Consider the following 18,776-nt stretch of genomic DNA (forward strand, 5'->3'; position numbering starts at 1 on the left):
TGTGTCATGAAAACCAATCCTATTCAATGAATTTCGAATCTGAATGAGGCCACTCCGTGAAAATCAATAACAGACGCCACAGGGGAGATCAGGCTCCGTTCTCCGAATGATCGGGAAATGAGTTCGGGGAGGACCCTGTAGCCGAAGCACTTCCCCGGGTTCAGGCGCGAATTTTTCATTTCTGCTGCGCTGTTGTCGTTTCGGTGGGAATAATTGAGTGAGGTGACTGGCTATGGCGATTGATTTCAAAGGTTTTCATTTCCCCAAAAGTGTCATCCCTTATGCGGTGTTCTTCTATGTTCGTTATTCCGTTTCTTATCGTGATCTTCAGGGATTGCAGAGCTCAGAAGCGTAAACATCCAACCCTTCACTCGTAGCGTGTTGATGGTTCCACCAGAGATTGTCCCGTTGCGCGCTGCGCTAGTGTTTTCAACCCATTTTCCATTCGTGTACGACGATCTTCCAACCATTCCCGAGGGCGCCGGGGAATGGCAAGTCGGGTAGTGTTAGCAAGATGGAAAAGCTGCCCCAGGTGCATCATGCCTTCCATTATGGCACGTCGAAGCAAAAATTTTTGCAATTCTGCTTTTAACGCATTTGGCAACGTGGTTCGTCGACTTTGGGTTGGAGCCAGGATTCTTGACTGGCAATCAGATGATTGGATTGATCATTTTAAATGTTGATCGCAATTTCTTCCTCAAAACCAACCGTGAAATGGATAATGTCGTTTCATAGTTAATTGTGAAGCGGCTCGTAAAGCCGTGCGCCGGCTCTTTCAGCCGCAACCTTTAAGCGCTTGTCTCGGGTCCACAGTGAAGTTCGCCGGTCGAGAAGAACTGATGCCAGCAGTTGGGCATCAGTATAGCCAATGCCCATACTAAAAATGCAGTGCTTTTCAATCATTGTCATGACTTCATGATGTGTTGCGACTGGAGCTTCACGCTGCACATTCAAAAAAGCCAAGACACTCGTCCTGTCCCGGAGGCTGCCCAACGCAAGTTCCCCAATAATCGCTGGATGGCAAAGCAAAAGATCATCACCGATAATCTTCATGAGCTCATTATCGCCGCCGCGGAAATGGTCAATCCAGATTGAAGTGTCTGCCAATATCACTTCGACACTGAGCTCCGGCGGCGAGGGGCTGCCTCAACGTCCGGCATTGTGCCTCCAAGGGCGATAAGGCGTTTACCGCTCTCCAGGCGCACAAGTGTCTCCAGCGCTTGCCGGACTAAAGCAGCTGTCTCTTTCGTGCCGGTCAACAATCTGGCTTTTTCTAAAAGATTATCATCAAGGTTGATGGTTGAGCGCATAATCCGACTCCCTGCTGAGGCGTCATAAATAGCACCAAATGATGCTATTATCAACATATTTCTGGTTGCTCACTCTAACGATCGGTAGTCGCGCTTTCGAAGAACAGTACTCAACGGGTTACAACCGCCCGAGACGCGCCGGATGCTCTTCACTCTTACTCTGGAAATGTGCGGCGTCTGGATGCTCCGAACTCGAGAATAGCTTTTTGTGGTAGCATATGTTCGAAATTGCCATTTTTGGCTTTCTGCATCTAATAGATAGGCCCTATTCAAGAAGCTCAATTAATGGTATGAATTATTCATACCATGTTTGATTTCATCGAAAAGAAAAGTAGAATGGCCAATATCGAAAAACGTACGATTAGCCTGCCCAGTGAGCAAGCAGCCTTCATCGAATCCAAAGTTAGGAATGGGGATTACGCCTCAGTTAGTGAGGTTGTGCGTGCTGGCATCCGTGCACTAAGAGAGCGGGATGAAGTGATTGAGCGCTGGCTACATAATGAAATTGCCGCATCGTATGACGGAATGAAATCCGACCCTTCACGGGCGGTAAGTGTCGATTCTGCTTTTGCGTCAGTTCGCAATCGATATGCTGAACGCATGAAAGTGCGAAAGTGATCGGCAGGATGGTTATCTTATCATCGGAAGCGGAGGCAGATCTTCTGGCTCTTTATGACTGGATAGCCGAAAGAGCTTCGCCTCAGACAGCGCTCGGATACATCGATAGGCTTGAGAATTATATTCGCGGCTTCGAATAGGCTTGTGAGCGAGGCACCTTGCGTAACGATATACGCGAAGGACTGCGAACCGTTGGCTTTGAACGTAGAGTCACGATCGCCTTCAATGTCACTGGGCAAGAAGTTGTTTTGTTAGGCTTTTTTTTATGGCTGCCAAAATTGGCAGGAAGGCCTATCTGAACATTGAAGTCGTGATCATCGTTCTCGGTCGGTTATTTTGAAAGAGAGCCGAGCGCGTTTGCCGGGAATGGAGCGATCCGGTTCTTGACTTGGAATCCTAAACAAAGTCATACCCACCAAATCTCCCCCGATTACTCGGAAAGGACCATGTGCATTGAGACGCGGTGAATGAATATATGCCCCTCGTGACTTGAAGCGAAACCAAAAATCATATGCCTCTTATCGTGCGCTCGGAACACCACCCAGCCTTTGAAGGTCGCTCTGTGTATCGACGTCGACAAGCGCCGCCTCACCGATATCGACTTCGATGATGTCCAAATCACAGTTCTCAATCAATGTCCTCGCGCCGCGATCACCCTCAAGTGTCAGTGCCTGTGCGAAAAGCCTCTTCGGCAGAATGACCGGGTTACCGGAGGTGCCTGCATGTGCTGCTCGAACGATACAGCGCCCCTTTGATGTTGCGAAGGCGTCGATGAGTTGATCCAGATTGTATGTGGTAATGGAAGGCATGTCGGCAAGAAGGATGAGTACGCCGGCATGATCCATTACGCCGGGAATGTTCAATCCCGCGCGCAGTGAGCTTGACATGCCTGAAGCAAAGGCCGCGTTGAAGGCGATCTGCATGTCGAGGTCCACAAGACAGGCCTCGATTTGCTCATGCCTGAATCCGGTAACTGCATAGATATTGACTGCCTTGCTTTCAATGGCCCGCAAGGCCATTCGCCTCACCATTGCAACGCCGTCGAATGTCGAAAGCAGTTTGTGCCCGCCGTCCGGCGACATTCGGCTCGACCGGCCTGCGGCAAGAATGATGATCGCAACCGAAATGTCGGCCTCAACTGATTGATTAAAGAGCTCCTGTTTGTTGGTCATTGCAACGCTCTCCAATCCCGTCTCCACCAACCCGTGCTGCTCATCCGTTCTCCGGCCGGATACGCAGTCCGTCCATGATCAGGCGAACGATCCTATGCGCCCGTTCCCGCCAATCGGGGGTGTCCGGGATCGAGTAGATACCGAACAGCGTGTAAAGAACATCAGATGTTCCGATGTCGCTCTTTATCGTGCCCGCTTGAACCGCCTTGCGCAGAAGCTCGTCGAATGTCGTGTTCATAAGTCTCGACCCCTCCGTAAAAAGGGCGGCGTTTGATGTAAACAGTAGTTTCAGACTGCTCGCCATGCCGCGTTTGGCGGCCATGTAGCTCACGAAACGATGCATCCATTCTTCGAGCGCTATGTCGGGCGCTTTTTCGGCCATGAGCTCGTTGGCGGCGGTGGCGAGCAATTCAAGTTCGCGCCGATAGACTGCTTCCACAAGATGTTCACGGGTCGGAAAATGCCGATAGAGCGTTCCGATCCCGACCCCGGCCTGCCGGGCGATCTCTTCAAGCGAAGCGCCCGCGCCACGCTCGGCGAAAGCACCCGCAGCAACTTCGATCAGCTTCAAGCGGTTACGCAGCGCGTCGGCGCGTAGCCCCGGCTGCTTATGCGGTTGCGAAGTCTGTTCCTTGGCCACCGAAACTCCAACAAAGAACAGGGCTTGACGAAAACGCGCCAATCCCTATGTTTAAACGGAGGCGCCTCCGTTTAAGTGGAGTGCCATCCAACTTCTAATCCAGGAAAGGGGTGGATGTCATGCCCAAAACTACGAGGGAGGCCAGCAAGGCCAAGCCGTTTGGGTCGCTCCTATCAGGCGGTCTTTGTTTTCGAATTACAATCACTGCGATCGGCAGGAGCCTGTTATGACGGTATCGACGCATCCAAGTCATGATAACAACGCGTCTCCAAGCAAGTTCCCTGGCCGGACAAACAATTTCGGGCGGGATGCGACCACTGGGTTCGACGCCGGGATATTGCCGGTGCCCGCCGAGGCCTTTCCGACGGACTCCGCAGTCGAAGTTCTGCATTTTGCAATCCGGGCTGTGGCGGCAGGTCGAAAGGTGGCGCTCTGTACACTGGTGGAAATTCGTGGCGGCTCCTCGCGGTCACTGGGCGCGCACATGGCTGTCGCCGACGACGGGCTTTACTGCGGATATGTGTCGGGTGGTTGCACCGAGGCGGCCGTTGCTGCTGAAGCCCTGCAGGCAATTTCGACAGGCTATGATCGGTTCGTCATGCTGGGCGAAGGGTCCCCTTTCTTCGACATCGTCTTGCCCTGTGGGGGTGGGGTCACCGTCGCAGTTCACGTCCTCAGGGACATTCGGCCTGTCCGGAAAGCGGTTGAAGGCCTGCAGTGTCGTCAAAAGACCGGCCTGTCTTACAGTCCGAGCACGCAATCGCTGTCCTTCGTTTCAGGAAGGGCCGATGCCGGCTGGAATAATGAAACGTTCCTTACCGCTTACCGCCCGGCTGTCAGGATCCTTCTTTCTGGCCGAACGTTGGAAGTCGAGCTCATAGCCAAGGTCGCGCGAGCAGCGGGTTATGACGTTGTCCGTCATGACGCAGCGAGCGGACAGGCCCCCGACGGCGCGCTGATTGATGCTGATACGGCGGTGGCACTTCTGCAGCACGATCTGGAGCTTGAAATACCTGTTCTTGATGCGGCTCTGCATGCCCACCCGTTTTATCTGGGCGCGCTGGGCAGCAGTCGGACCCATGAAAAAAGAATGCAGCGTCTCAGAGATCTTGGGCATTCGCAGAAAGTTATCGATCGGATCAAGGCGCCGATTGGCCTGTTCGCCCGGGCCCGTGATGTTCAGTCCCTGGCGCTTTCGGTGATTGCCGATATTGCCGCCTGTCGACAGGCCGCGCGGTCTGGGGGCTGAACACAGATCACATCCGGCGCGGCTCCTGCGTCGGACCACCGTCCTCAGGGACAGAAAAACCCTCTCAAGGGGATCAGGCAGCCACAGACATTCGTTTCGTCACAGCGATCCATCGTCGCCAATGCCTTTCAGTCAAGGGAGATGTCCTTATGCATTTTATCATCAATGGAGAAGCTATCGAAGTCGAGGCGGATATCCGGACGTCGCTGCTCGATCTCATGCGCAACTATCTTGGCTTTACCGGAACCAAGAAAGGGTGCGACCAAGGTGCGTGCGGCGCCTGCACAGTGCTGGTGGATGGAGACCGTATCAACGCCTGTCTGGCGCTGGCGGTTCAATACCAGGGCCGCAGCATCACGACGGTCGAAGGGCTTGCCGCCAGTGGCAACCTGCATCCGCTTCAGCACGCCCTCATCGAACATGATGGGTTTCAATGCGGATATTGCACGCCGGGCCAACTGTGTTCTGCCATCGGGATGGCCGGTGAAATCAAACGCAACATCCCGAGCTTCGTTACTGCTGATCTCGCCGCTACCGATATTCCGATCGACGAGCGCGAAATTCGCGAACGCATGAGCGGCAATCTCTGTCGATGCGGCGCTTATAATGGCATCGTTGAGGCGATCTCCGAAACTTTGGTCCACCAGAAGTTAGTTCCGACCGAGGAAAGGGTACCGTCATGAACATCTTTTCCTACCAGAAGGCGTCGGATGCCGCTTCCGCCATCGCCCTGAAGAAAGCCAGTCCCGCTGCAAAATATCTCGGTGGCGGCACCAATCTTGTCGACCTTATGCGCGAGACGGTCGAGCAACCGGAAACACTGGTCGATATCACGCACCTGCCCGGGGAGATCGAACAACGTGCGGACGGCACAATCCTGATCGGTGCTGCGGCCAGCAATACGGCGCTGGCCGCGCATCCGGCGGTGCGGTCTGATTTCCCGATGCTGTCGCGTTCCATTCTGGCGGGCGCCAGCGCGCAGATCCGCAATGTTGCAACGGCTGGTGGCAATATCCTGCAGCGCACCCGCTGTCGATATTTTTATGATAACGCGGCGCACTGCAACAAACGCCAGCCGCAGGCCGGATGCGACGCGATTGAAGGGTTCAATCGCTACCATGCCATTCTGGGTGCCTCCGATGCCTGCGTCGCCACCCATCCCTCGGACATGTGCGTCGCCTTGGTCGCGCTCGATGCGGTGGTTCATTTGCAGGGACCGGCCGGTACTCGCAGCTTGCCGCTGTCAGATCTGCATCGCCTGCCGGGCGATCGCCCGGAGGTCGAAACGGAACTGCAGCCGGATGAACTGATCACCGCCATCGAAATCCCGCCGCTCGGTTTTGCTCGGCGCTCGACCTATCGAAAGGTTCGCGACCGCGCCAGTTACGCCTTCGCGCTCATTTCGGTCGCGGCCGCTGTCGATATCGACAATGTTGGGATCGTGCGTGATGTGCGCCTTGCGCTTGGCGGTGTCGCCCATAAGCCATGGCGAGCACTGAAGGCGGAAGCAGCATTGAAAGGGCAGAGGGCGAGTGAGGAGAGCTTCCGGGCTGCAGCAGACGCCGAACTCGCTGATGCCGTCGCCCTGAGTGAAAATGCATTCAAGATTGAGCTGGCGAAACGCACGATTGTCGCTGTGCTCGACGAATTGAAGGGAGAAAACGCATGAGCGTTCAACCTCAAGCCGATACCAACAAGCCGGGCCGCTGGCAGCCGGCTGTGACGCCAGACCCCATACTGCGCAAACACGGCGCGCTGGGGCAACCCGTCTCGCGTATTGATGGGCCTTTGAAAGTGCAGGGGATGGCGCGTTTTGCTGCGGAGTTCCCGTATGAAAACCTCAGTTATGCGGCTCTTGCATTCAGCACTATCGCGCGTGGAAAAATCACCGAACTCGACGTGGCGGCGGCGGAAGCGGCGGCGGGTGTCATCCTCGTGATGACCTATCACAATGCGCCGCGCATGAAATCGCCGTCGCTGATGATGTCGTCGCCAACGGCCGCCGGCGCCAGTGACCTGCCGGTGATGCAGAATGACGAGATTCACTGGAACGGCCAGCCAATCGCGCTCGTTCTGGCCGAAACACAGGAACAGGCGGATTACGCCGCTTCCCTGATCAAGGTGAACTATGCCAGCCTGCCGGCCGTAACTGTGTTCGAGGAGGCGAAGAGGACGCCGCGGCAACTGGAAACGCTGCTTGGCCAGCCACCCGTGCTGGAAATCGGCGATGCCGAAGCGGCGCTCGCCAATGCCGAGTTCAAGGTAGATCTTACTTATCGGACACCGCGTCACAACCACAATGCCATCGAGCTGCATGCGGCAACGGTGGCGTGGAATGGTGACGAACTGCGCGTGCACGATGCGAGCCAGTTGCTCGACCTGACCGCCGGGCAGCTCGGCGATATCTTTGGTCTGGAGCCCGGCAAGGTGCGCGTGACCTCGCCTTATGTCGGGGGAGGCTTTGGCGGAAAGTGCCTCTGGGATCATCAGACCCTTGCCATTGCGGCCTCGAAACTGGCCGAGCGGCCGGTGCGGATCATGCTGTCGCGCGAAGGTGTGTTTCGCATCGTTGGCGGCCGCACGGTAACGGAACAGCGTGTGGCACTCGGAGCTCGTGCGGATGGCACGCTGGATGCGCTCATCCATACCGGCACCGCGGCCATGACATTGCACAATTCCTGTCCGGAACAATTCACCTTCCCGGCGCGGCATCTTTATGCCGCAAAAAACTTCAAACTGGCGCAGGATGTTGCCGACATGGACATGCTCGCCAACACGTTTATGCGCGCCCCTGGTGAATCCGTTGGCACATTCGCGCTCGAATCTGCGCTGGATGAACTCGCGGAGCAGTTGGATCTCGATCCGATCGAGCTGCGTCGACGCATCGAGCCGGAAAAAGATCCGACCACCGGCAAGCCGTTCTCGTCGCGCTACCTGATCGAAGCCTATGCGGCGGGAGCAGATCAATTTGGCTGGAAGAACCGCAACCGGACGCCGCGACAGAAACGCGAGGGCGAATGGTTGATCGGCATGGGCTGCGCCACCGCGACCTATCCATACCATCGTTTTCCGGGTGGCGCTGCTAGGATCAGGATGACGTCGGATGGTCTCATCACAGTCTCAACAGCCGTGCACGACATGGGCATGGGAACGGCGACGGCCCAGGCGCAGCATATCGCCGCCCGTCTCGGCGTGTCATTTGAAAAGGTCACCTTTGAATATGGCGACAGCAGCCTGCCGCGTGGCGTGATCGCCGGCGGTTCGACCCAGACCGCATCAATCGGCGGCGCGGTGATCGCGGCGAGTGAGGTGTTCATCGAGGAATTGATAAAGCTTGCCGGCAACGATTCACCGCTCGCCGGGCTTTCGCTTGACGCGGTCGAACCACGGGATGGCGGCCTTGGCCATCGCGGCGATCCTGATCGCTTCGAGAGCTATCAGTCCATTCTCGCCCGCGCTGGCCGTGATGAACTGCTCTGTCAGGCCGACGCACCACCACCCGTGGAGATGGAGACCTTCTCCATGCATTCCTATGGCGCGCAGTTCTGTGAGGTCAGGGTCAGCGCGCTGACGGGCGAAATCCGCGTCTCGCGTTTTCTCGGGTCCTTCGACGCCGGCCAGATACTCAATGCCAAGATGGCGACGAGCCAGTTCAAGGGCGGTATCGTGATGGGGATTGGTCTGGCGCTTACCGAGGAAACCAATTTCGACGAGCGCACCGGCCGCGTCGTGAACGCTTCGCTCGCCGAGTATCATGTTCCGGTGCAGATGGATGTCCCCAAGATTGATATCCTTTATTCCAATCTAGCCGATCCGCAGGCGCCGATGGGTGCACGCGGCATTGGTGAAATCGGTATTACCGGTGTCGGCGCGGCCGTTGCGAACGCAGTTTACAATGCGACAGGCATCCGGGTTCGTGACCTGCCGATCACGCTTGACAAGCTGCTCTAGGAGGCGACCCAACGTCGGGGGAGACGTCGCATATTCTGATCCAAAAATTCAGTCAAACAGAAGAATGTTGAAGGGTGCATTGACTAACATTTTCTAAAACGAACTGCACAATGATTTCGATAATTGGCCGATTGCCGACAGATTATACCCGGTGGACTGCCGCGAAATTCGAGCCGCCGCTGAGGCAATCGGTGACGGAGACGACACCGCATTTTTGACGCTTGGTGGCGCAGCAGATCAGCTGGTCGCCTCGGGGACGATTGCGCTAAAGTTTGCGACACCAGATGGACCACGCAAGCTTAAATCTCATGAAGACAAGTTCGCAGCGGGGGTCAAAAATCAAAGCATGTACATAGCGTAATCAACGCCGTAATCCGGAACAACTTCATTATGATCTGGTAGCTTTAGGGTTCAACATATCTGTCGATCTCCCTCGGTAGATAGTTGAACCGGAAACAAACTGATTTGAGACGTCATTCTGTTTCATTCAGATTGGCAGAGGTTTCAGTCAGTTGGATATATTCGATTAATGAGTCGAAAAAATATATGATAAAGACGATGATTACGCTATAAGCCATCATGTTGCAGGCGCATAAATGAATCAAGATGTTTTATTAATGCGCTAAACATAATGATGAAGGAAGACTAAGCGATGAAAACTACTAAATTTATTAAAATTATATCTCTGAATATAATGATTTTTACTTCATCATATACAAATGCACTTGCTAGTTATGGTTTTTATGTTGGAAAAAATCTAACAGAAGATGGCTCTGTACTGATTGGTGGTACCGGTGAGGAAGTGTCGGGTCACTGGCTGACGGTCATGCCGGCAAAAAAACATCCAGAAGGCGCGACAATATCTGTGGGGGCAACTGACAAAGCATATATGCCGGGCAAGCTCATTGAAATTCCCCAGGTTCCTGAGACTTTCAAATACATAAATATGAATTACAGCGATTTCGAAGGCTTTCCGGCGCCGTTGACGAATGGTGGTTTGAATGAGCACGGCGTTGCCGTTCGCGATATCTGGTCAAACTCTCGCGATGAACTGGTCGAGATGACCCCCAAGCCACAAACCGGGCCGCAATACAGCGATCTTGCACGCATTGCCTTGGAGCGTGCGACCACAGCGCGTGAAGCCGTTGAAATCATTGGGGATCTGATAAATAGACATGGTTACACGACTTATGGCGGCAATTCGCACCTGATTGCCGACAAGAATGAAGGATGGGTAGTGCTGCAATTCGCAGGCGGCAAAGGTTTATGGGTTGCTGAACGCCTGGGGCCGGATGACGTGCGCGTTTCCTATCCAGGCTATATCGGCGACATTCCAGCGGACATCACTGATAGCCAAGATTATATGGCTTCACCGAATTTCTATGATTTTGCTATCGAACAAGGATGGTGGAAGCGGGATGGTAACAAGCCGTTCAACGTGCATGCCGTCTATAGCGAACAAGACCAGCCGATGCGAACCGGTCAAAAGCACTGGACGATTGAAACCGTGGAAAAAGAACTCCACGATATGGCACCGGTCACACTGAAAAAAATGATGAAATTGGTGCGTGATCCACGTATATCAACAGAGCGCTCCGGCTATGGCGAAGTTGCTCAGTTGCGCGATACAGCGCATTCAGGTCTGAATCTGCTGTGGGTTGCACCAACAGGGTCTGTGACAGCGCCGTTCGTACCCTACCATATAGGTATCAACAAGGTTATTCCAGAATATGGAATTCACAGATACCTGTTTCGCGATGCTGGTTCTACTTTCCTCAACGCTGACTATCAGTCGCAGGAAGCAACACAGTTTGCTGGGCGTTTATTCAAGCGGATAATGTATCATACCTGCGCGAATCCTGAGACATTTCTTCCAGAAGTGACCCAGGCTCTTGAAGCGTTCGAAGCGAAGCAGATTGACGAGATCCCAGAAATTCAGGCAACAGCTGACATTCTCTACAAGGCTGAAAAACCAGATTTGGCATCGAAGTATCTGACTGATTATAGCGTCCGCCAATCGGAACGCGCACTGGATCTTGGTAACGCACTCCTTGCGTCAATCGAAGTTCGTGCGAAACTCCTACACGGCATTGAAACTGCTGAAGGCACCGCTATCAATGCCGAGGGTAATGACATGCCATGCCGTAAAAAGTAAATTCTCCTGATGACAATCGATGCACTAGAGCTGATGCACGGGCCTATTTGATGGTCCGTGCATTCTTGAATTTCGGCAAAAATCGAACGATCAGTCTCAGCATCTCATTCGTAAGTCTGAACGACGCATTTTATAGGTTACGTTAAGTTCAGTCTCTCAGTTCTCGAGCACCACTTGATGGACTATTGGTATTTTGCGATTGTTTGATCCGTCCAGATCACTAAAGCAGCCTTCATCAAATCCAAACTCGGGAACGGGGATTACGCCTCAGTCAGTGCGGTTTTGCGTGCTCGCATTCGTTCTTTAAGAGAGCAGGATGAAGTGATTAAGCGCTGGCTACATAATGAAATTGCTGCAACGTATGACATAATGAAGTCCGACCCTTCCCGGGCAGTCAATGTCACTTCTGCTTCTGCTTGAGTTCGCAAGCGACATGCTGAAGGCCTGAAGTTCGAAAGCGATCTGCAGGAGGGTCATCTTGTCACGGAAAGCCGAGTCAGATTGTGGCTCTTTATGACCGGGTAGCCGAAAGAGCTTCAGCTGAGACCGCGCTGCGATCCATCGACAGGATCGATCATTCTATCCGCGCAGAGGTGGTTGGTCCGATCGCTCGCCAAAAGAAAAGCCCGGGTTATATCGTAAGAAATGGCGCTTTGAGCTTGTGAAAAGATTATTGCACCGCCATGGCGGGAAAGGCGAGGGACGGGGAGACGCTGCGTTGCATGGGGCGCTCTCCACTGCGCGCCGATTGACATATTCCGTTAGCCCAAAGCCCCCTTGCCAGGCCTTCGGGCGCGTTTGGAGTGGATATAAGTTTGCTTGCTAGAGGCAGCGGGTGGGTCGTTTCAGACTCAAGAAACTGCATGAAACAACGATCGGCCATTCAATCGTGTCGAATGTAATCACGCCGGCGCGATACTTATAATCTCCCACTTTCTACAGTCTTGACAGTTTTCCATTTCCGGCTCTACCTTGAATGCACGCTCAAGCTTAATGCTGAAGCGGGGGAGGAATTCATGACTAAAAGTTCAATTGTTAATGGGCTGGGTCTAGGTTCAATTTCGCGACGCCAGTTTCTAACGGCCAGTGCGGCTGGAGCAGGGGTTCTGCTTTTGCCGTCCCTACCGTCTTTTGCAGCGGACAAACCCAAGGTCGGGCTTGTCATGAAGTCGCTTGCAAACGAGTTCTTCAAGCAAATGCAGGCCGGTGCTGAAGATTACGCTGCCAAGAATACCGACAAGTTTACCTTTTCCGCTGTCGGCATGAAAGATGAACGTGATTTCGCCGCCCAGGTCGATGCGGTGGAAAACTTCATCACGCAGCAGTTCAATGTGATCGTTCTGGCCCCTGCCGATTCCAAGGCTATGGTCACACCGGTGAAGAAGGCGCTCGAAGCCGGCATCAAGGTCATTAATATCGACGTGGCGCTTGATGAAGAAGCGAAGAAGCAAGCCGGTGTTGATCTGGCATTTTTCGGCCCCGACAATCGCGAAGGCGCGAAGCTGTCGGGCATGGCCCTTGCCAAGGAACTCGGCAAGGGCGGCAAGGTGGTTATCCTCGAAGGGAATCCTGAGGCCGACAATGCCAAGGAGCGCAAGAAGGGGTTCGATGACGCTGTGGCCGAAGGCGGCTTGACGCTGCTGGATTCCAAGACCGCACATTGGGAGACGGAAGAAGCCAACACGCTCATGACGAATTTCCTTACACAATATCAGGATATTCAAGGTGTCATGGCAGCCAATGACTCCATGGCGCTTGGCGTTGTAAAGGCGCTCGATGCTGCGGGTAAGTCAGGACAGATCAAGGTCGTTGGTTTCGACAATATTCCTGCTGTCCAGCCGCTGATCAAGGACGGCAAAATGCTGGCCACAATCGACCAGTTCGGCGCGCAGATGGCTGCTATGGGCATCGATTATGGCCTGAAGGAACTGGCGGGAGAAAAGTTCTCAGGCTGGGTCAAGACGGATATCAAGCTGATTACCGCCAAGGATCTCTAGCAACCCGCAGGATCGCGAGGTCGCATCGGATGTACTCCTTTGCGGCCTTTCGTGACTTCGACAGGCAGGAACAGTGATGCAGTCAGCCGACGCGATCTTGAAGCTTGAAAATGTCGGCAAGGTCTTTCCGGGCGTGGTCGCTCTGGACGGTATCAATCTGCAACTGTTGCGCGGCGAAACCCATATTATTCTCGGGGAAAACGGCGCGGGCAAGTCAACGCTTATCAAACTGCTTGCCGGTATCTATCAACCCGACGCTGGCGAGATTGTCCTGAATGATCAGCCCTACCGGCCCAAGAACCCGCATGATGCGCAAGTCCAGGGCATTCGTATTGTTCATCAGGAACTCAATTTGCTTCCGCATCTTTCCATAGCGGAAAATCTGATGCTGGAAAGGCTTCCGAGACGTTACGGCATCATGGATCGGGCTTCGCTCAACAGGCGTGCCGCTGATTTGCTGGACGAGGTCGGGCTCGCGCTAGATCCCCGCACTCTTGTTTCCGAATTGGGCGTCGCGCAAATGCAATTGGTCGAAATTGCAAAGGCGCTTGGCTATGATAGCAAACTTCTGGTGCTTGATGAGCCGACAGCGACACTGACACCGCCCGAAATTGAACGGCTCTTTGCCATTATCGGGAGACTGAAGGTTAAGGGTGTGACTATTATTTATATCTCGCACCGCTTGCATGAAGTCTTCGAAATTGGCGAGCGCGTCACCGTTTTGCGCAACGGTCGTCTGGTCGAAACGCGCGCATTGGAGGGGCTGAGCGTGCCCCATCTGGTCCGCATGATGATTGGCCGGGATATTGCAGACGAATACAGCTTCGATTCGACTATCGTGCCGGGTGCGGTTGCCCTCCAGGTTGAAAACGTTACGCGCGCGATGCCGGCCCCCGCAGTCTCCTTTTCAGTGCGTGAGGGCGAAATTTTGGGTGTGGCAGGCCTGGTGGGATCGGGGCGCACGGAGATCATGCGCGCGATCTTCGGCGCCGATCCCAAAGGCGGGGGACAAATCCGTGTTCACGGCAAGCCGGTAGATATTCGCGACCCCAAAGATGCTGTCAGAAATGGACTTGGTTTCCTGACCGAAGATCGCAAGGGGCAGGGGCTGATGCTGGATATGCCTGTCGACATAAATGCGACGATCACCGATCTGAAGAAAATCTCTCATGGTGGATTGCTGGACAAAGGTGAAGAAAAGAAATCCGTTACCGAACTGGTCGAGCGATTGCGGATCAAAACGGCTTCCATCGGCACATCGGTGCGTAATCTGTCTGGCGGTAACCAACAAAAGGTGGTGCTTGCAAAATGGCTGTTTCGCGGTTCCTCAACATTGATCCTGGATGAACCGACCCGAGGCGTTGATGTCGGGGCCAGACGCGAAATCTATCAATTACTTTGGATGCTGGCCGCAAATCAAAAAGCGATCATCATGGTCTCTTCGGACTTGCCTGAACTCATTGGCATGTGTCACCGCATTATCGTGTTCTCCGAGGGCAAGCTGGTAGGAGAACTGCCTCGGTCGCAATTTGATCAGGAGCGTATTCTCTCGCTTGCCTATCAGGAGCATGTTCAATGACAGCCAAGCGGCCTGTGTCCGAGAAATCCGCAATAGCGGACCAGCAGAAGTTGAAACGCTTTTTGCTGCGCGATGCTGGCGTTTTTCTTGCTCTCTTACTCATCACCCTGGTATTTTCTTTTACCGCTCCCTATTTCGCCACGTCCGGCAACGCGCTGAAGATTTTCGTCCAGATCGCGATCAATACCGTTCTTGCGGCCGGGATGACTTTCGTCATCTTGACCGGGGGCATCGATCTCTCGGTTGGCTCAGTGCTCGCGCTTTGCACGGTGATCGGTGCGCTCATCATGACATCAGGTCTGGAACCCGGATTATCGATACCGCTTGCCGTGCTGGCTTGCATCGCAGTTGGTGGGTTTTGCGGCTACATAAACGGTAAGGTGTCGACCTTCTGGAAGATCCCCTCCTTTATTGTTACGCTTGGCATGTTGAATATAGCCGCTGGTGCAGCGCGCGTGGTGTCCAACAATTCGACGATTACCGGACTGCCGCAAGGCTTCGTCGATTTTGGTAATCTGATCATCGGCGGTTTTTTGCCCTCAATTTTCCTGGTGGCAGTGGCAGTCATCTTTGCGGGTTGGTTCATTCTGCGATTTACTGTTTTCGGTCGCATGATCTATGCCGTGGGGGCCAATGATGAGGCGGTCCGTCTGTCGGGGCATAATCCCGACACCTATAAGATTGCTGCATTTGTCATCTCGGGCGTCACCGCAGGTATCGCCGCAATCGTCTATTTGCTGCGGTTAAATATTGGCAGCCCGATCGCCGGTATCGGCTACGAACTCAATGCGATTGCCGCAGTCATTATCGGTGGCACCAGTCTCTTTGGGGGAAAAGGCTCGATCGTTGGCACACTCGCGGGCGCCTGTATTCTTCAGGTTCTGGCGACCGGCCTGCAATTGCTCGGCATCGGCGATAATTACAAGCCGATCATTATTGGCGCGGTGATCATACTTGCCGTGATCGTCGATACCTATCGCGAAAAACTGCTGCGGCGCATCCACTGATGCGCCGCCCAAGGCGACAAGAAGGGCTCTGTTGCAAAAAGTCCGGTCGTCAAGGAAATCCCCTCGTTCACTGCTGTCGAGCGGTCTGACATTGTAGATTCCGGGCGAGCAGTTCCACGACTTCTCTCAACGCACCGGCCTGATGCCAAAAGCGCGTTCAACGATACGCGCTCCCACACGGAGAATAAGACCAGTTTCCGGGTTCGCATCCTATCAAGGCGTAGCGGTGTCCGCTCCGGCGACGGGTGCGGTTCATAACTGGTATTCAATGTCCTCGGCCAGATGGACAATTGAACGATGACGCTTAAAACCCATGAAATGCCATATCGAGCGCTGAGACGATCGCGTCATGCGAACAAGCAAGGTCTGTGACTGGGCTCATTAATTCGAACACCGCAATTGCGGACATAAACTGCATAACCAACACATGCTCCTCTCCTTCAATCTCGACGCTCGGATTGAGCCGCTTCGCCGGGATGGTGACGAGCGATTTGAGGTTGAGAGGGATGACACCACGTGAACGTCCATCACATAACCGCCACCCGGATTGGACTAAAAACCATATCTCGCCATTAGAATTGACGATAACATTCAAGAGGCATGCCATTTTCTTCGAGCCAAGCATGAGCACTTTGCATCGCTGAACGATTGTCTTGTTTCCAAAGTGCCGACTTGGCAGCAGCTGGCGCCTGCGCAATCCGAACCAGGGGTTGGGGGGAGGAGATCGTAAGAATTCAGGGTGAAGCCAATGGGACAGTCGTCAGGTCCGACGATATTTTTGTTTACGGCTGCCAACAATTGAAGCCGCTGCAAGAAAACGTGACTGACACATTAGAACGGGATCTGTCAGATGTTTTTCTCTTTAATCCTTTTCTGTCCAAAAATATAAGCGTTGTATTTCCTCCATTTTCTTGCAAGAAAACATCAGCTGGCAAAGGAGAAGAGGTGCAATGGCCAACATCCCTTTAACGCATGGCCAGTTTCTTCTTCCTTTCATGGGTATACTTGATGAACTGGGAGCGCCCACGAGTGCGCTTTTGCAGAAAGCTCGGCTACCATCCTCTCTCGAGGCGAAGAGCGATCTCTATGTTCCGGTATTGCCGGCAATCCGGTTCATCGAAGCGGCCCAAAGCTCTCAGGGCATTACCGATTTCGGTTTCCTGGCCAGCCAACGACTGCAATTTTCTCATCTGAGAGAAAAAACCAGAGCATTGATCGCGCATTCTCCAACATTGCTTGTTGCGTTGCGGCATGCCTGCAGCGAGGCTTCAAGGGAGGATACGATCCTGAGCATGTGGATCGAACAGGCTGGTGATCACGTCCGGGTTTGCAGCAAGCTCGCAATAACAAATGAGCTCCAGCACCTGGAGCACGCGCAATGGCTTCAGAATATTTTCGCGATCTATATTGTTCGCCAATTTACTGGCCCCAGCTGGACACCCCCGGTAATGGCTTTTGAAGCGCACTATACGCCCAGTGAAGTGACACAATCCTTCTGGCCAAATGTACGCTTTGTGTCCGGACAAAAGGCTGCATGGATCAGCATACCAATATCATGCCTTAGTCTCTCCAACCATTTTGCTGAATCCTTTCACCCGGCGCAAGATCAGGAGCATGGGCCTTCTGGCTATGACATCGTGGAACTTCTCAAACTGATGTTGCCATCATATCTTGATGGAGGCGTTCCCACGCTTGCTGAGGTCGCTGAGATGGCGGGCGTCAGTGCGCGTACCTTCCAGCGCAAACTTGCGAATGTTGATTTTGTGTATTCAGATATTCTCGATGCCGTGAGATTTGAACGTGCAAGCAACTTATTACGTGAATCCGACTCCAAGATCATCGATATCGCATTTGCATCTGGTTATTCTGACCCCGCCCATTTCACCCGAGCATTTCGCCGGATTTCTGGTGTCACCCCACGCCAATTTCGCGAGCAGTCCCGGTTGCTATAACGGTTTCACTCGGAACATCGTTGCCTGACCAAAGTTGGCACGAAATGGCAAGACTGAGGATCTTGCTGTGTTAGAAACAGTTTGAAGAGAACTTGTTCGCCAATCATCAATTGACTGGTCTGATGCCGTTGGCGTTGGCCCAACTCCACGCTCTAGGGAACGGCATCACCTTGCGAATGCAAGGCAGGTTCAGCTTTTGTTTGTAGGGGGGAAGATGCGGGGCATAAATGGTCAGTTTGGTGGGTTCAAACGACCCGGTGCCATCATTCTATCAGTCGCTGGCTTTGTAACATTCAATATTGATGCGGCTTGGTCACAATCCTCGGCTGACGACCTTTCACAACAGCTTGCAAATCCTCTGGCCAGTCTTATCAGCATTCCTTTTCAGAACAATTTTGACTTCAAGGCAGGCCCGAACAAAAGCGGTTTTGGCTATGGCCTCAACATTCAGCCGGTTATTCCGTTCAGCTTAGACGAAGATTGGAACGTGATTTCGCGCACCATTATACCAATTGCTTATCGGGATTATATGCCTGGTGGCAGCGTTTCCGGACTGGGCGATATAAATGCCAGTTTTTTTCTGTCTCCCAGAAAGACTGGTCCCGCTGGTCTGATATGGGGCGTAGGCCCGGTCTTTCTTCTTCCCACGGCCACTGATGAGTATCTGGGCAGTGGAAAATTCGGACTTGGTTCGACAGCGGTCGCTCTCATTCAGGAAAAGGCGTGGACCGTGGGTGCTTTGGGCAATCATATTTGGTCTGTTGCTGGGTCTTCGGGCAGGCAAGACGTGACGGCGAGCCTGTTGCAGCCGTTCGTTTCCTATAATTTTGGCCAAGGAAGATCGATCTCCCTCAGCGTGGATTCAACCTATGACTGGGAGGCCGGGCAGTGGACGGTACCAGTTAATCTGGGTGCTACCCAGGTTTTCAAGGTGAACGATCAGGCTATGAGCCTTCAGCTGGGTGGGCGATATTACGCCGATGGTCCCGCGGGTACTCCGGAGTGGGGACTGCGCACGACCCTGACATTCATGTTCCCTGAATAGGGCAATGGCGGCCGCGAATGGAAATGTCACAAAATGGCAAGACTGGTATCGCGCGCGTGTTAGAAGCGATCTTTATAGGATTTATCAGCTGATCAAAGAGT

General features: G+C 53.6%; 18 protein-coding genes and 1 pseudogene. 13 read left to right on the forward strand and 6 right to left on the reverse strand.

The genetic code is table 11. From position 1 onward, the window contains the following. Positions 1-232: 232 nt before the first annotated feature. A pseudogene (locus tag ABWV94_RS17610) lies at positions 233-331 on the forward strand (IS6 family transposase); the annotation flags it as partial. A 404-nt stretch (positions 332-735) separates the two neighbouring features. Here ABWV94_RS17610 and ABWV94_RS17615 read toward each other — a convergent pair. After that, positions 736-1,113, reverse strand: coding sequence for a type II toxin-antitoxin system VapC family toxin (locus ABWV94_RS17615; protein WP_353414727.1), 378 nt, complete (start codon positions 1,111-1,113; stop codon positions 736-738). After that, complete coding sequence (locus ABWV94_RS17620; protein ID WP_353414729.1) at positions 1,110-1,310, reverse strand: type II toxin-antitoxin system VapB family antitoxin; 201 nt, start codon at positions 1,308-1,310, stop codon at positions 1,110-1,112. The genes ABWV94_RS17615 and ABWV94_RS17620 overlap by 4 nt, the downstream gene beginning before the upstream one ends. 336 nt (positions 1,311-1,646) lie before the next feature. Between ABWV94_RS17620 and ABWV94_RS17625 the strand changes: the two genes are divergently transcribed. Continuing rightward, positions 1,647-1,928, forward strand: coding sequence for a type II toxin-antitoxin system ParD family antitoxin (locus ABWV94_RS17625; RefSeq protein ID WP_353414731.1), 282 nt, complete (start codon positions 1,647-1,649; stop codon positions 1,926-1,928). 518 nt (positions 1,929-2,446) lie between these two features. Here ABWV94_RS17625 and ABWV94_RS17630 read toward each other — a convergent pair. After that, positions 2,447-3,100, reverse strand: coding sequence for a nucleotidyltransferase family protein (locus ABWV94_RS17630; RefSeq protein WP_353414733.1), 654 nt, complete (start codon positions 3,098-3,100; stop codon positions 2,447-2,449). A gap of 40 nt (positions 3,101-3,140) precedes the next feature. Next, positions 3,141-3,740 (reverse strand): TetR/AcrR family transcriptional regulator, encoded by a 600-nt coding sequence (locus tag ABWV94_RS17635; protein ID WP_353414735.1) that lies wholly within the window; start codon positions 3,738-3,740, stop codon positions 3,141-3,143. A gap of 226 nt (positions 3,741-3,966) precedes the next feature. Between ABWV94_RS17635 and ABWV94_RS17640 the strand changes: the two genes are divergently transcribed. From ABWV94_RS17640 to ABWV94_RS17680, 9 genes are all read left to right on the forward strand, one after another. Then, positions 3,967-4,989, forward strand: coding sequence for an XdhC family protein (locus ABWV94_RS17640; RefSeq protein ID WP_353414737.1), 1,023 nt, complete (start codon positions 3,967-3,969; stop codon positions 4,987-4,989). Positions 4,990-5,138: 149 nt separating this feature from the next. Then, positions 5,139-5,672, forward strand: a complete 534-nt coding sequence (locus tag ABWV94_RS17645; protein ID WP_353414739.1) for a 2Fe-2S iron-sulfur cluster-binding protein — start codon at positions 5,139-5,141, stop codon at positions 5,670-5,672. Then, positions 5,669-6,658 (forward strand): FAD binding domain-containing protein, encoded by a 990-nt coding sequence (locus ABWV94_RS17650; protein WP_353414741.1) that lies wholly within the window; start codon positions 5,669-5,671, stop codon positions 6,656-6,658. Before ABWV94_RS17645 ends, ABWV94_RS17650 begins: the two co-directional genes overlap by 4 nt. Beyond that, positions 6,655-8,940, forward strand: coding sequence for a xanthine dehydrogenase family protein molybdopterin-binding subunit (locus ABWV94_RS17655; RefSeq protein ID WP_353414743.1), 2,286 nt, complete (start codon positions 6,655-6,657; stop codon positions 8,938-8,940). Before ABWV94_RS17650 ends, ABWV94_RS17655 begins: the two co-directional genes overlap by 4 nt. 652 nt (positions 8,941-9,592) lie before the next feature. After that, a complete protein-coding gene (locus tag ABWV94_RS17660; RefSeq protein WP_353414745.1) occupies positions 9,593-11,095 on the forward strand; it encodes a C69 family dipeptidase in 1,503 nt (500 codons plus the stop codon). Between the two features lie 234 nt (positions 11,096-11,329). After that, the gene (locus tag ABWV94_RS17665; protein WP_353414851.1) at positions 11,330-11,515 is read left to right on the forward strand and encodes a hypothetical protein; all 186 of its coding nucleotides are present in this window, start codon (positions 11,330-11,332) and stop codon (positions 11,513-11,515) included. Between the two features lie 596 nt (positions 11,516-12,111). Next, a complete protein-coding gene (locus ABWV94_RS17670; RefSeq protein ID WP_353414747.1) occupies positions 12,112-13,092 on the forward strand; it encodes a sugar ABC transporter substrate-binding protein in 981 nt (326 codons plus the stop codon). Positions 13,093-13,168: 76 nt separating this feature from the next. Further along, on the forward strand, positions 13,169-14,671 hold the full coding sequence (locus ABWV94_RS17675; RefSeq protein ID WP_353414749.1) for a sugar ABC transporter ATP-binding protein: 1,503 nt from the start codon (positions 13,169-13,171) through the stop codon (positions 14,669-14,671). After that, complete coding sequence (locus ABWV94_RS17680) at positions 14,668-15,678, forward strand: ABC transporter permease (protein ID WP_113497232.1); 1,011 nt, start codon at positions 14,668-14,670, stop codon at positions 15,676-15,678. The genes ABWV94_RS17675 and ABWV94_RS17680 overlap by 4 nt, the downstream gene beginning before the upstream one ends. Positions 15,679-15,982: 304 nt before the next feature. Here ABWV94_RS17680 and ABWV94_RS17685 read toward each other — a convergent pair whose 3' ends face one another. Together ABWV94_RS17685 and ABWV94_RS17690 are read right to left on the reverse strand one after the other, a co-directional pair. Next, entirely contained in the window at positions 15,983-16,303 is a 321-nt protein-coding gene (locus ABWV94_RS17685) for a CcdB family protein (protein WP_353414751.1), read from the reverse strand. Continuing rightward, the gene (locus tag ABWV94_RS17690; protein WP_353414853.1) at positions 16,251-16,412 is read right to left on the reverse strand and encodes a type II toxin-antitoxin system CcdA family antitoxin; all 162 of its coding nucleotides are present in this window, start codon (positions 16,410-16,412) and stop codon (positions 16,251-16,253) included. Before ABWV94_RS17690 ends, ABWV94_RS17685 begins: the two co-directional genes overlap by 53 nt. A gap of 216 nt (positions 16,413-16,628) precedes the next feature. On the opposite strand from ABWV94_RS17690, the gene ABWV94_RS17695 reads away from it, so the two are divergent. Both ABWV94_RS17695 and ABWV94_RS17700 read left to right on the forward strand, forming a co-directional pair. Further along, complete coding sequence (locus ABWV94_RS17695; protein WP_353414753.1) at positions 16,629-17,630, forward strand: helix-turn-helix transcriptional regulator; 1,002 nt, start codon at positions 16,629-16,631, stop codon at positions 17,628-17,630. A 214-nt stretch (positions 17,631-17,844) separates the two neighbouring features. Next, positions 17,845-18,675, forward strand: a complete 831-nt coding sequence (locus tag ABWV94_RS17700) for a transporter (protein WP_353414755.1) — start codon at positions 17,845-17,847, stop codon at positions 18,673-18,675. Positions 18,676-18,776: the final 101 nt, after the last annotated feature.

It is taken from the genome of Brucella sp. NBRC 12953 (genome assembly GCF_040369775.1).
Taxonomy (GTDB): Bacteria; Pseudomonadota; Alphaproteobacteria; order Rhizobiales; family Rhizobiaceae; genus Brucella; species Brucella pseudogrignonensis.